Raw genomic sequence first — 13,847 nt, forward strand, 5'->3', positions numbered from 1 at the left:
CATAAAGTATGGGTAAAAATGGTCGATAAAATGCTTTCACCTTAGCCCTTATTTTGTTGCTATAGCATGCTTTATTGGTTGGCGGCGAATCGCGCCACAGGCTTTGCTAAAAGGTAATGGCGTAGGTGATGAAAGCTTACTACTCTTGTATGTCATATTGCTGTAACAGTTATGCCATCAAATATTGCTGTTTTTGTTGAATTGAAATATTAAGGATAATTCTGGATGAATGCATTTCGTACTCACGTAAGAAACAAGTTGTTGCTGTTACTCATATGCTCTTTGTCATTGATTGTTATTACTGTATTTCATGGGTTTTCTTCAATGGATAAGGTGATGAATGATTACAGTAACATTGTGAATGTTGAAGCTACCACTATGTTGCAAGTTGCTGAGTTAAATGTTGAGTTTAAAACCCAGGTTCAAGAGTGGAAAAATACTTTAATTAGAGGCTCAGATCCGAAGCAGTTAGAAAAATACTGGGGACGCTTTAATTTATCAGTTGAGAAAATTAAGAGCATATACAGCAGTATGCTGCAAAAAATTGACCAGAATCATCCTGCACGAACTCATATCAAGACCTTTGCTGAGGTTTACCCCAACATGGTAAGCGCTTATCGCACAGGGTACGCCGACTATATCAACTCCGGTAAAAATATAGCGATTGCCGACAATAGTGTGAAAGGCATTGACCGAGCACCAACCGAAAGTCTGACCTTAGCGGTTGAAGCCGTCAGTAAGAATATTCGTGACCTTAAAGCGTTGTCGGAACAACAAACACAAGAAAGCTTAATCTTTACCCAAATCAGTACACTTGTTGTTATTGCTTTAGTTCTTGTTGCGGTAAGTTGGTTTGTTAACAAGAATGTCATATCACCATTAAAAAGAGTAACGGAGGAATCAAAAAAGATTGCCAGTGGGGACTTAACCGCAAATATAGAGTGTTCAAGCCAAGATGAAATAGGCCAAGTGGCCAAGAATTTTATGTTAATTCAAATGGGACTAAGTAAGGTTTTTGCCGGTATATTTACTGATATTAAAGGCTTAGGTAGTATTATTGAACGTTTGTCTATTGCATTTGAAAAGATGAAAAACGGCGTACAAGGGCAAACGGCCGAAACCGCAAAGTTGACGGAAAATATGCAGAATTTATCTGACTCGAATGAGTCGGTAAATCAAGCCATTTCAGATGCAAATACCCTTGTTAGTGAGTGCGCAGAGCTAGCAGATAGCGGGCAAATGATGTTTAAAGATAACGTGCTAACAAGTCATAATATGCTGGATGCAGTAAATGATGCATCGAGTATTGTCGCTACGTTAAAAGTAAATACAGATAACATTGGCAACGTGGTGAATGTGATCAACGGCATAGCAGAACAAACTAATTTATTGGCATTAAATGCAGCTATTGAGGCCGCTAGGGCCGGAGAAACCGGCCGAGGGTTTGCGGTGGTGGCTGACGAAGTGCGCAGTTTAGCAACCAAGACTCAACAATCTATTCAGCAGATATCAGAAAACATTGAGAAATTGCAGAGCGCCGCTGATACAGCGGTACAAGCTATGTCTGTGGGTAAAGACAAAGCCGAAGAAAGTTTGTCGCAAACTGAAAAATCCCAAGAATTTGTGAATTCAATATATCAAGTGATAAATAAAATTAGCGATTTGCATGGTGTAGTGGAAGCAGAGATGACTCAACAGTTAGCGCAAACCAATTCCATAGATTCAGCATTGGCAGCCATCGAAAAGCAATGCACGCAATCTGAACAGGAAGCCTTAGTTTTGGATTCTGCTTCTAGTGAACTGGCTAGTATCTATAAGCATATAGATATTTCCACTAAAGAATTAAAAATTAGAAAAATTGATTCCAATTCCCATTGATAAGTGAACATTTAGAATGCTTTTAGCGGTTTTACATAAAGCTGCATTCTGACCGTTAGCTTATCCACGTGAAGTTATACCACCGACAAAAAAGGCTGCGCACTGCAGCCTTTTTTAGTTAAAGCCTAATGAGTTAGACTTCAAATGGATGACGTATAATGATGGTCTCATTTCTATCAGGGCCAGTAGAAATGATGTCAATTGGCACACCAGTTAATTCTTCCAGACGCTTGATATAGTTTTTAGCGGCTTGCGGTAACTTGTCGTATTCAGTCACACCAAAAGAGTTTTCACTCCAATCAAGGCATGCTTTCATAGACTGGCGTGATTAGCTCGTAGCCATCAGCTGCCATAGGTGGCACATCTGAAATATTGCCATCTGCATCTTTATAACCCGTACATATACTTAAGGTTTCTAAGCCGTCTAGTACGTCTAATTTGGTTAAACAAAAACCGGTAATTGAATTAATTTGTACAGCGCGTTTCATTGCCACCGCGTCAAACCAACCAGTACGACGTTTACGGCCAGTGGTTGCACCAAATTCATGACCTTTCACACCTAGGTGTTGACCTACATCACATCCAAGCTCTGTGGGAAAAGGACCTGAGCCTACGCGTGTGGTGTAAGCTTTTACAATACCAAGTACATAATCTAGGTTCAACGGACCGAATCCAGCACCCGTTGCCACCCCGCCTACGGTCGTGTTTGAAGACGTGACGTAAGGGTAAGTACCATGATCAATATCAAGCAACGTACCTTGGGCACCCTCAAACATGATGCAATCACCACGTAAACGCGCTTTGTCTAATACGTCGGTTACATCAACAACCATCGCTTTTAAAATATCGGCAACCGCTAAAGCGTCAGCTAATACTTTCTCGTAACTAACAGGCTCAACTTTGTAATAATTGGTTAGCATAAAGTTATGATATTCGAGGATGGTTTTAAGCTTAACTGCAAAGTCTTCTGGATTGAATAAATCGCCTACACGCAATCCACGACGAGATACTTTGTCTTCGTATGCAGGGCCAATGCCGCGACCCGTGGTACCAATTGCTTTGTTACCTAGGGCTTTTTCACGAGCCATATCAAGTTCAATATGGTAAGGCAAAATAAGTGGACAGGCTTCACTAATACGTAAGCGTTCTTTTACCGGTACGCCGCGCTCTTCTAGCATTGCTGTTTCTTTTAGTAATGCCTCTGGGCTTAGTACTACACCATTACCAATTACACAGGTCACGTTTTCACGCAAAATTCCTGATGGAATTAGATGCAAGACAGTTTTTTCACCGTCGATTACCAGAGTATGTCCAGCGTTGTGCCCGCCTTGATAACGAACAACATAGGTCGCCTGATCGGTTAATAAATCAACAACCTTACCTTTACCCTCATCACCCCATTGGGTGCCGAGTACTACAACATTTTTAGCCATGAATAGAATGGAGTCAGAAAATTAGGCGGGGATTCTAACAAAAAATAACGGCTATCTAAATAGCTAAATAGAGCAACTTATAATCAATTTAATTAAGCCCTTGGTACGAATTACGAAGTGAATTATATAAGTGGACTATTCTTGAGACTGATTCTGCCGATCACAACTGTTATTGCTGATATAATTTTGTACCTTTTGGACAAAGGGATCATCCTTATCGCCGTAGGCATATTGAGCTTGATCTTGTACTTCACAAGTAGGGGGTATTCCATTGAAAAAGTGGCCTTGACCTTCGGCATTGACGTTTAAATGAGTACTGGTGAAAAATACTTGCTGGCATAATTGACTCACTTGCATGCCTATAGGTTTGCCAGCTGTGGTTTGTCCAATGGTGATAACCTGAATGAATGGCTTAAGGCTGTTGATCAAAAGTTCACTGGCTGAGGCTGTGCGCTGAGTGGTGAGCACAAATAAACGAGTTAGATTGAGTGTTGAATTGCTCGCGAGAGTTAAAAACTCTGTGCTGATATCGCCATAGGCCTTCGATGGATTATGGCTTTTACGGTTGAATACTTTACCTTGAACTTGGCTGCCAGCAATTAAACTGGCCAGATGGTTGGCGACGCTAGCTGTTCCGCCGCCATTATAGCGTAAATCTACAATAAGCTCTTTTACTTGCTGCTTTTTAAACGCCACAAATAGCCTGTTAAGCTCGGTTATACTTGGTAAATCAAAACTATCGTAAGCCAAATAACCAACGGTTTGATCGTTTAAGGTTAGGGTCTGGCTGGCCCGAATGCTCGAAGGACGAATGGTTGATGGGGTAAATTGCCCTCTATGTAAATTGCCTTGTTGATCTAACCATTCCAATGTAACTTGCGCATTTGTAGTGTCGGGCAAGCTAGAAAAAATCGCTTGTAACCCTTGCTTGTCAGTGGCTAACCAGTGGGCAATTTGTCGATCATTTACAAAAATGATGTTGTCACCCCTTGCGATACTTTCACGGCTGCTAGATCTCGCTGCTGAATCACTAAAAATATCTAAAACCACTAAAGCGCTTTTATCCTCACTTAACCCTACTTTTAGACCTAAACTTTTGTAAGAGTGTCCTTGGATTAATTGTTGGTAATGGCTGAGCGGATTCACTTGGGTCCATTTGTCTTGGCGGGCGTAGTCTTTTATTTGCGCAATCAAGGACTCAATATTATCTGCATCGGGCATGGTGTCTGGTAAAGCGTGACGCCAATAAAACCATTGTTTTACATATCCCCAATACACCTCAATTTGTTGCTCTTCGCTTTCGCACACGGCTAAATTCTTTGACAGCTGCGGTAAAGCTGCATATTTGGGGGCTGGGCTTTTAATTGTCCTATGGCAACTAGACAGTAGTAGAAAAAAGGTGATTAGTAGGGCAAGAAAGTTTGACATTAGATTTCTCTGTTAGCCATCGAAGTCTCTGTCTTGGTAAGCAAAATCATAGTTTAAAGTAAGTAAATTAGACTAGTTACACCTATCACTACCATTACCCCACCCATACTGCGTAGTTGGTTGGCAGGCTGTTGCGCAATTTGCAGTAAAAACCGTTGCCACTTATTAGCAAACAACATTGGACCTATCCCTTCGATAATCAGCACTATGGCGAGTGCAATCAGTATACTATTAATCAATTTGGCTTTACTCGTATAAACGACAATACAATTAATATACCTTTATTTGAGCCGAAAGTGTTACACGCAGATAAGCATTAATATTTGCAAGACTTGGCAACTCATAGATATTTTATATGTAGGAATTTATGGGAAAATTAATTCAAAACCAAGTTTTCTCGCAAAAGGAAATCAAACAAACTAGGTTATTAGGTCTAGCGGGCACGGTTCTTATACTGAGCTTCATGTTTTTTGATTTGCAATTATTGCCCGTTTCACTACATCAAGTGTATTTAGAATCTAGGCTATTTATGCAAGCTCCTGTTTGTGCGCTCTTTATTGGTTTAACCTTTACGCCTTTCTATTCGAAAATTCATCAGCAGGTAGTTTGCGGCACAATCTTAGTCATCATCTATGCGAATTATTGGATAATATTACAATGTTGGGAGTTGCAGAGTTTTACGTTTCCATATGAGGGCACCGTGGCTTATTGTCTATTTGCCTTGTTTGTCTTTCGAATTAAATTCACTTATGCGGTATTTTTCGTTGTTGTGACCTTAATTGGTTTTACCTATTTAATGGTGTTTCAGTCTATCTATGGCGATAGAAATACCGTGAACTTTGGCTTTGTTCTTTCTAGTTTACTAATAGGTTTGATAGGGGGTTACCAACTGGAAAGCTTCTTAAGTAAACTTGCTGAGGTAAATAACCAGTTAGCCCACTTAAGCCAAATTGACCAATATTTTAAATCGAGGCACCTATGAAAATCGGCTCAGCCATTTACTAGAATTGAGTAAACGCAGTGGCTACAGTCTTTGCGTGTTTTTAATCGATTTAGATAATTTCAAAGCTCACAACGATGGTTATGGTCACTTACAAGGCGATGAAATCATTAAGTTGCAAGCGGATATGTTGAAAGCTATTTTTCTTCGAGATTCCGACATAGTCGCCAGGTATGGCGGTGAAGAATATGCTGTGGTGGTGAATAATTTAACTGAACAACAGTGTATTGATAAAGCCAACAAAATCATTCAGGCATGGCAACATAAGAAAATTCCACACGGTAAAGTGGCGGGGCAAGAGTTCATAAGTTGCTCAGTGGGCTTTTATCGAGAGAAGGTAAACAAAGATTCTAATAAAGTAATTTGGTGTCTAAAGCTGACAAAGCGCTGTACCAAGCCAAATTCCAAGGGAGAGGGCAGTTTGTGCAGTGGCAATGATTGAAAAGTTAACGTTTATCCCCGCCGTCATTCCGGTTGTCGTGTTAGCAGGGGTCTAGCTCGTATTGCGTTTGCGCTCAGTGATCCAACCTAGTGTTTAGTAAATTCCTATGGCTTTAGTTGATAACATTAATCAAAAGCATGGCTGAGTCATTGATACCTTCTGTTAGTTAAGGTGGGTGCCCTTGCAAAACTTTTGGTAGCAGGGGCACTAGATTTTTTACTCCAATTAAGACACCCATAACTACTCCAATTAAGACACCCATAACTAAATTTGATGACAATCTTGATAATACATACTTTTATGGGTGTCTTGATAAAGTGATGGGTGTCTTGTTAAAGTGTTTAAACGTTTAGTTGACATTCTCAAAGGGAATCGAATGAGATTTTACAAATTCGCAGTTATTCTGCTCGCATCTTCGTTTGTTACACATGCCTCAAACATAGTTAGTAGTGAAATGGTAACGGATCAGCAGAGTTGCTTTAGCCATATTTTTACTGATTTTGAGTCTTGGCGTAATTTGGTAGAGAAAAAAGAGGCAAAGATGGGATGCACTCTTTTGATGAGATGTTCAATGAAACGGATTTTAATTTATACAAAAGCAATTTATTTTGCAGTACTTTTAAATATAAAGTAGACAATGAAATTGTCTACGGTTATGCAATTAAACCAAAAGCTGCTGGTAAAAAATTACCTGTGTTGATATACAACAGAGGAGGGAATGGCAATTTCGGAATGATTAAATTTCCAATGATGATGTTTAATTTATTTCCTATTGCCAACGAAGGCTTCGTGATAATAGGCAGTCAGTATCGGGGAACAGGCGTAAAAAACACCAAAGTTCACGACGAATTTGGGGGGCAAGATGTTCAAGATGTGGTTGTTTTAACTGACTTGATCTCAGGAATAGACGGAGTTGACTCAGAACGACTTGGTATATTTGGCTCTAGCCGAGGGGGTATGCAGACTCACTTGGCGGTTAAGCAGTTAAAAAAGGTCAAAGCTATAGCAACGCTCGCGGGTAACACAGATTTGTTAGCCGGCTTAGAATATAGACCTTTTATGGAAAAGATTTACTTAAAAAGAATACCAAATTATAAGGAAAATAAAGAGCAAGAATTAGCTAAAAGGTCTGTAATAAAATGGGTTGATAAACTTTCTAAAGAGGTTCCAATTCTCCTGTTACATGGCACACATGACAAAAAAGTATCAGTTAATCATTCTAAAAAATTTGCTGAATCACTGTCTAAAAACGGCATACCCCATAAACTTGTTCTTTACTCGGGTGAGAACCATTCTTTTTCAAACAATATTCACAATGTTAATGAAGAATTGATTAAGTGGTTTAGTTTATATCTCTGATTGTCCCATGAGTACTAAATGCCTAATTTGAAGTGGTCAAGTTATATTGGCCACAGTTTTATAGTAAAGCCAGTACCTTCTTTCTGACTCGTTTGGGCTTAAACCAGCATTGTACTGATGTGACCTAGTCTGGCTGTAATAGCCAACAATATAATCCGTTATGTGTTGTTTAGCTTCGGTGAAATTCCGATAGCCATTGGTAGGAACCCATTCGGTTTTTAAACTTCTAAAGAACCGCTCCATTGGGCTATTATCCCAGCAGTTTCCTCTTCGACTCATGCTTTGGGTTAGCTGGTAACGCCAAATCAATTGTCTGAACTTTCTGCTCGTATAATGGCTGCCTTGGTCACTATGAAACATAACACCTTTTGGCTTGCCTCTACGCTCATAAGCCATCGTTAATGCTTGCATCGTCAATTCAGTGTTAGGCGAAAATGACATTGCCCAGCCAATTGGCTTTCTGGCAAATAAGTCTATAACGACAGCTAGGTATGCCCATCGGTTACCTGTCCAAATATAAGTCACATCACCACACCAGACTTTGTTTGGCTCTACTACTGCAAATTGTCTGTCGAGTAAATTGGGGATATCTACATGTTCTTTCGTCCCTTTTTTATAAGCATGTTTGGGTAATTGACAACTGACTAAATTAAGTTGCTTCATAAGCCTGCCTGCTCGATAGCGGCTGAGAGGCGTCCCTCGCTGTGTGACAATATCAGCGAGGGTTCTAGCGCCTGCTGAGCCATTACTTTCATTATGCGCCAGCCTGATTTCACTGATTAAACGTACTTGTTCTGGGCAAATGTTATCTTCGCGCACTAACCAATATTTGTAGGTACTGCGGTGTACGTCAAACACCTCACATAACAACGTAACAGGGTAACGCTTAGGCTGGCTCTGATTGAGTTTCTCGATTAACGAGAGTTGTTCAGGGAGTCGGACATCAACAGAGCCGTAGCCTTTTTTAGTATTTCCTTTTCTAATTCAATCCGTTCAATACGCTTTTTCAATTCACGTATTTCTAGTTGCTCTGGTGTCATGGGCATGGCTTTAGGTGTTTTACCTGCTCGCTCTTCATTTAGCTGCTTAACCCATTTGCTGATGGTAGATTTACCTACACCCATGGCCTTTGCCGCCTCTTCTTGAGTGTAATTTCGATCAACCACTAATTGAGCAGTTTCTAATCTAAATTCTGGGCTAAATGTCTTACGTGTTTTCTTTTTCATCTTGCTACCTAATGCTGCTATGAAGTGATCATAACATCTCTTATTAGGTGGCCAAATTAACTATGCCACTTCACCACTATGTATTATTCCACTCCCTGTGGAGAGAATTTATATCCCACTCCCCATACAGTTTGTACTATTTGTGGTGATGTCGCATCGGTTTCTATCTTGGCTCGTAGCCGGTTGATGTGTGAATTTACTGTGTGTTCGTATCCACTATGGTGATAGCCCCATACCGATTCTAATAATTGACTGCGGCTAAAGACTTGATTGGGGTGGCTGGCTAAATGGTGCAGTAATTCAAATTCCGTGGCAGTGAGTTCAAGTACTTGTTGATTGAAGGTGACTTGATGGTTTTTCTGATCGATACTCAGGTTGCCGATGACGAGTGGGGCGTCGTTTTCTGCCATTACATCGGAATTTGCGGCGCGCAGCATTTCAACTTTGCGTAGCTGAGAACGTACTCTAGCTTGTAGCTCTCGAACGCTAAAAGGTTTGGTCATGTAGTCGTCTGCGCCTAATTCCAAGCCTAGGACTCGATCGGTTTCAGAACTTTTGGCGGTTAACATAATAATTGCTTGATGGGGCTTTTTTTCTCGCACTTGTCGGCAAATGTCTAAGCCACTGATACCAGGCAGCATCACATCTAAAATCAGTAATGAATACTCTTTTTCTATTGCAAGACTAAGTGCTTTATTGCCTTGATCTTGATGGCTGACTTCAACCCCTAGTTCAGCTAAATTAACGCGAATGAGATCAGCAATATCTTTATCGTCTTCTACTATTAATACGCTGTCTGTCATGCTCTAGACTCCACTTCAACTTACTTAAAAACTTTAAAACAAAAAACGCCCAGCGGACTGAGCGTTCTCATCATAACCTAATTTAGCCTAGATTATTCAGTACGAGTAACCATAATGCGAATAGCGGGGTTGTCAAACTTATGCTGTACGGTTAACACAGAGTCTGGTAAGCCATCATCATTACTAACAACACCAGGGTGCATAGATACATAACCTGTGTCATTGCGCATTGCATTAAAGCCTTCACCGCCATCGGCTGGGTCAGGAATAGTGCCTGCTGCTTCTGAATTGACTTCGGTACCAGCGTCATAAACCCCCGAGGTGGTTGTCCAGCTATCGCCAGTAGCAAGGTAACTTAAATCAAAAGCATCCAGTCCCGTAAATGCGTCATTAGTATTGACTAACATTGTGGCAATCGAGAGCTTCGCGTCTGTCACATCTTGAATAGTAACACTGATCGTTTCACTATTGCCATGGACCTATGGGACCAGCACCTGAAGAAGCGGCCATACCAAGCGCTAACAATTCGCTATTCATACCACCTTCGGCCATTCTTTCTAGTGCTACAGAAGGTACTTCTCCTACCGAGAATAGGTGCCCGTCAGCATGCAATACTATTGCCGCAGGTGACAAGGGTTGGCCGTTAGTTAAGTTAGTAATAGTGACTTCATAGCTCACATCCACAGGTGTTGGGACAGGTGCAGGAACTTCTACAATAACTTCAACTTCTTTAATGACTTCTACTTCATCATCGCCACAAGCTGTTAATGCGATTGGCAAGGCAAATAGTAAAGCCAAGCTAATTTTTTTCTGTTTAATGTAGTTAACATCACAGTCTCCTTAGTTAACGGTTACTGTTACTTTAGCTACAGGGTTCAACCAACGGTGCACTGTATTGGTTACGTCACTTTTACCATCGGTCAAAGAATCATCACCAATATTACCTGGGTGGATGTGTATCATGCTATTTGATTCTGTAGAGGTGACCCCGCTACCGCCAGTGCCTAAGGTTAAAAAAGGTGGAGCCGGCATACCTGGTACTCCCGGTGCTCCGCCACCTACTAACTCGTCATTGGCTTCGGTACCAGCATCATAAGCATTTAAATATACTGTGTACGTGCCGGCTTCGGTAGGAATGGTCCAATTATCTAGACCAATAAATCCATCGTTTGATGGCAAAATCATAGCGACAATCGATAAAGTCGTGTTGGTGTCAGCCGTCATGAATGAGCCTGATACTTTAGCGGTTGGAGCGAGTGGTCCAGCAGCTGTTTCTGCTAACATATCTGCGTTAATAGAGGTGGCTACCGTTGTTAAACCGGCTAAGCTGCCACCTTCCGCCATTTCTTGAATTTCTGCTGAGGCCATTTCGCCCACTTCAAAAAGGCTAGTGTCTGCTGTGTGAGCTACAGTTGCGATAGGTGTAAAATACAAACCTTGTGTTAGGTTCTGGATTTCTACTGTGATGTCGGCTGCCATAGTCTGGCTAGTGCCAAATGCTAGTGCACTGGCTGCGAATATTTTCGAAAGTTGTTTCATGGTATTTCCTTGCAAAAGTTAAGTTGTCGTTGCAGGAAAAGAGTTTGCTAGGAAATTATCCCGAAAGTATCACGAATTCAAAACGAAATTATCATAATGTTAAAATACTTGTGAAGGCCACTCGGCAAGTGATATTGATTGGCTAATACTTTGCAAACCGGTTTGGCTCGGTGCCGGCTACCTCTGGGTCTAGCAACCCATCTCTGATTAATATTTTTTCACTGGCCAGAATTTGTTTGGCGTTTTCACTTTTGGGTTGGTCAATCGACAATTTACGGCGAATAAATTGATCAATATAGGCTAGTTCATGCTTGGTATTGTAGGTGTTTGTGTGGCCATGGGCTGAGTATCGATAATAAATGTGCTCAACTTCATGCTTGTTTTTTCCAGTACATATTTGAGCCTATTGCTATGCTCAAAGCTAGCTCGGGTATCTAACCTACCAGCAGTAATTAAGATAGGGGCCTTAAGCAGGTCTGCAAAGTATACTGGTGAATAGTCTTTTAATTTTGGGGTATATTCGCCCACTACTTTTGACCATACTTTTTGTAGGTAATCACTCTTCTTGGTATTTCTATCATTAAATATTAAAGGTAGATCAAACACTCCAAAACGAGCGACCACACAATCGTATTGCTTAGGGTGAAGTATCGCGAGCATAACACTCGAATAACCGCCATAGCTGGCACCAATTGCGCATGTATGCTTAAAAGATGTTTGCTTGGTTACCTGTTCAACTGCGGTCGAAATATCTTGTTCAATTTTTCTACCCCATTGGCCGCGGCCACTATTCTTAAAAGCTCGACCAAAACCCCGAGAGCCTCGGTAATTCACTTGTAATACCGAGTATCCTCTATTGGTTAAAAACTGCACTTGGCTATTAAAGCTATTGATGTCTCTTGGTCCAATAGGACCGCCATGGGGCATAACTAGTAATACATTATTTGCACTGTGTGTGGGGGGCGGGTGAAATAAGTTTCAATCTTATGCCCTGACTTACTGGTGATGTCTAGAGTGGTGGTCGGCTGAAAGGTGTATTTAACTAAGTTGCTGTTTTGCTCGCCAATAAAGCGCATTTGGTTTTTATTCTTGTGCCATAGATAATATAGGCCTTTCTCAGTGCTCGAAAAAACTCTAAGCACAACAATAGATTCGTCTTCGGAAGAAGATAAAAAACTATACTGTTTGTCAGCAAATGTGTTTGAAAGCCGTTTCTCTAACTCTTGCATCTCAGAGTTAAAATACTCTGTTCTCCATTCTCCTTGGTCAAAATATGCGATGGCTTCTAAACGTTGATTAGTTTTGTTGAGCTTAGCACTCTCTAAATCATAGCGAGCATGTTGATAGAGGATATTTGCAAAGGTTTTAGTTTTAACGTCGAATTCAACTAAGGATTTTACATCTGTTTCTAGGTTAGAAATGACGGCTAATTTGCCATTTGGTAAAAAACCTATGGGCTCAAATTCATATTCGTACGGATCAAACTGATAAAGCTCTTGCCAATCTTGATTTTCATCTAAATACCAATAAGTACTTGTGATCTTATCTTCATCAAATGCTCGAGCAAACTTGATGGCGCCTGACGCGTCGGTTGCGTAGTGTTCTGCCTCACTGATCCGGTTGCTATACTCTTGCTGCTCACGAAAATTATCTCTGATCAAAGCACTGCTATGGGCTTTATATATATTGAGTTTCTTGGGTTTTGTTTTGCTAGGATAATAGGCAAACCAAACATAATCATTTTCCTCCACCAAGGGATCGATAATATACCCTCGAGCATTGATTCTAGAGGTTTTAACTGAGAGCGATTGGTTGGTTACGGTTATATTCACCAACCAACTGACACTAGTATTTTTTTGCGATTGTCTAAAAGTACGATATACAAAAGAGTCTTCATCTATCCATTGAATGCTAGATAGCCGATACCAATCGTCTTCTTTGGCAAAAAACACATTGGCTAAATGTTCGTTTTCTATGTCGAATGCGGTAATGGATAATCGCCCTTCAGTGTAACCTGCGGTGATTAATAAATTTCCTTGTTGGTTAATTTTAGCTACTGATAGAGTGTTGTCGCTAATCAAGTCATCTAGCGGGATTAATTGCTCAGTGGCATGGCCTAATTGGCAACCAATCACAAATATAAGAGCGGCAATTTTTGCTAGATATTTCATCTTTCATCGCTTAATTGGGTTTGCATGGGCGTGTTTATTTGACCTTTAATATACTCAAAAAAATTATCACTGCCGGGGCCTTGGTACACTAAATCATATTGGTTTAATAACTGAGGGTGTTCAGATTCAAGATACTCTATGGCAAAGGAAGATTTATTGGATAGTTCTACGCGAAAACAATACTCACACCATTTATATCTTGATAGTAATTCTAAGTTGCCTACATAATTGATGGCATTTGCTTTGATCTTAAAGTCCCAGTCGTGTTCGTCATCTGAATCGAATTCTCCGCGACCGGTCTCGACGCTAGAAAAGTAATAATTACCAGGCGGGACGGCGGCCAAAATATAGGTATCGAGTTTCCCAGAAGATTTAGGTCGATAAACCAAAGGCCTGAGGCCACCTATGTTAACTTTCTCAATATACGAGTCTGACTGGACCGCAAACAGTATGTAACCTTGATTTGCAGATAAAACAGCACTATTTTGTTTGCTGCTCTCTATCACAGGCACTATGGTGCGAGCGCATCCAGTTGCCAGAGTGAGCACACAAATCGGCAAACAAACAA

The 13,847-nt window shown here is 40.7% G+C and carries 12 protein-coding genes and 2 pseudogenes; 4 read left to right on the top strand and 10 right to left on the bottom strand.

All coding sequences use genetic code 11. The annotated features are described in order from the left end of the window. The first annotated feature begins 225 nt into the window (after positions 1 to 225). Positions 226 to 1,878 (top strand): methyl-accepting chemotaxis protein, encoded by a 1,653-nt coding sequence (locus RS130_RS06680; protein WP_316025312.1) that lies wholly within the window; start codon positions 226 to 228, stop codon positions 1,876 to 1,878. A 133-nt stretch (positions 1,879 to 2,011) separates the two neighbouring features. Here RS130_RS06680 and RS130_RS06685 read toward each other — a convergent pair. The 3 genes and pseudogenes from RS130_RS06685 to RS130_RS06695 all read right to left on the bottom strand — a co-directional run bounded on the left by RS130_RS06685 (position 2,012) and on the right by RS130_RS06695 (position 4,978). Beyond that, a pseudogene (locus RS130_RS06685) lies at positions 2,012 to 3,311 on the bottom strand (adenylosuccinate synthase). Positions 3,312 to 3,446: 135 nt separating this feature from the next. After that, positions 3,447 to 4,739 carry a S41 family peptidase gene (locus RS130_RS06690; RefSeq protein ID WP_316025313.1) on the bottom strand — a complete coding sequence of 431 codons (1,293 nt, stop codon included), beginning with the start codon at positions 4,737 to 4,739 and terminating at the stop codon, positions 3,447 to 3,449. Positions 4,740 to 4,792: 53 nt separating this feature from the next. Beyond that, entirely contained in the window at positions 4,793 to 4,978 is a 186-nt protein-coding gene (locus RS130_RS06695) for a DUF2065 domain-containing protein (protein WP_428982738.1), read from the bottom strand. 128 nt (positions 4,979 to 5,106) lie between these two features. Here RS130_RS06695 and RS130_RS06700 point away from each other — a divergent pair, with 128 nt between their 5' ends. The 3 genes from RS130_RS06700 (at position 5,107) to RS130_RS06710 (ending at position 7,540) form a co-directional block, all read left to right on the top strand. Beyond that, positions 5,107 to 5,721, top strand: a complete 615-nt coding sequence (locus RS130_RS06700; protein ID WP_316025314.1) for a hypothetical protein — start codon at positions 5,107 to 5,109, stop codon at positions 5,719 to 5,721. Then, entirely contained in the window at positions 5,690 to 6,181 is a 492-nt protein-coding gene (locus RS130_RS06705; protein ID WP_316025315.1) for a GGDEF domain-containing protein, read from the top strand. The genes RS130_RS06700 and RS130_RS06705 overlap by 32 nt, the downstream gene beginning before the upstream one ends. Positions 6,182 to 6,727: 546 nt before the next feature. Further along, positions 6,728 to 7,540: an alpha/beta hydrolase family protein gene (locus RS130_RS06710; protein WP_316025316.1), complete on the top strand. Its 813-nt coding sequence runs from the start codon at positions 6,728 to 6,730 to the stop codon at positions 7,538 to 7,540. A 36-nt stretch (positions 7,541 to 7,576) separates the two neighbouring features. Here RS130_RS06710 and RS130_RS06715 read toward each other — a convergent pair. From RS130_RS06715 to RS130_RS06745, 7 genes and pseudogenes are all read right to left on the bottom strand, one after another. After that, a protein-coding gene (locus tag RS130_RS06715) for an IS3 family transposase (RefSeq protein ID WP_316025317.1) occupies positions 7,577 to 8,766 on the bottom strand; the annotation gives its coding sequence in 2 pieces (ribosomal slippage) (positions 7,577 to 8,499 and positions 8,499 to 8,766; 1,191 coding nt in all). Between the two features lie 83 nt (positions 8,767 to 8,849). Then, a complete protein-coding gene (locus RS130_RS06720) occupies positions 8,850 to 9,569 on the bottom strand; it encodes a winged helix-turn-helix domain-containing protein (protein ID WP_316025318.1) in 720 nt (239 codons plus the stop codon). A 92-nt stretch (positions 9,570 to 9,661) separates the two neighbouring features. Beyond that, a pseudogene (locus RS130_RS06725) lies at positions 9,662 to 10,388 on the bottom strand (spondin domain-containing protein). 21 nt (positions 10,389 to 10,409) lie between these two features. After that, positions 10,410 to 11,108, bottom strand: coding sequence for a spondin domain-containing protein (locus RS130_RS06730; RefSeq protein WP_316025319.1), 699 nt, complete (start codon positions 11,106 to 11,108; stop codon positions 10,410 to 10,412). A 300-nt stretch (positions 11,109 to 11,408) separates the two neighbouring features. Continuing rightward, positions 11,409 to 12,035 (bottom strand): alpha/beta hydrolase family protein, encoded by a 627-nt coding sequence (locus tag RS130_RS06735; protein ID WP_316025320.1) that lies wholly within the window; start codon positions 12,033 to 12,035, stop codon positions 11,409 to 11,411. Positions 12,036 to 12,037: 2 nt separating this feature from the next. Next, positions 12,038 to 13,279: a hypothetical protein gene (locus RS130_RS06740; protein ID WP_316025321.1), complete on the bottom strand. Its 1,242-nt coding sequence runs from the start codon at positions 13,277 to 13,279 to the stop codon at positions 12,038 to 12,040. Then, a complete protein-coding gene (locus tag RS130_RS06745; RefSeq protein ID WP_316025322.1) occupies positions 13,276 to 13,827 on the bottom strand; it encodes a hypothetical protein in 552 nt (183 codons plus the stop codon). The genes RS130_RS06740 and RS130_RS06745 overlap by 4 nt, the downstream gene beginning before the upstream one ends. Between the last annotated feature and the right edge of the window lie 20 nt (positions 13,828 to 13,847).

Source organism: Paraglaciecola aquimarina (assembly GCF_032464635.1).
GTDB classification, from domain to species: Bacteria; Pseudomonadota; Gammaproteobacteria; order Enterobacterales; family Alteromonadaceae; genus Paraglaciecola; species Paraglaciecola aquimarina.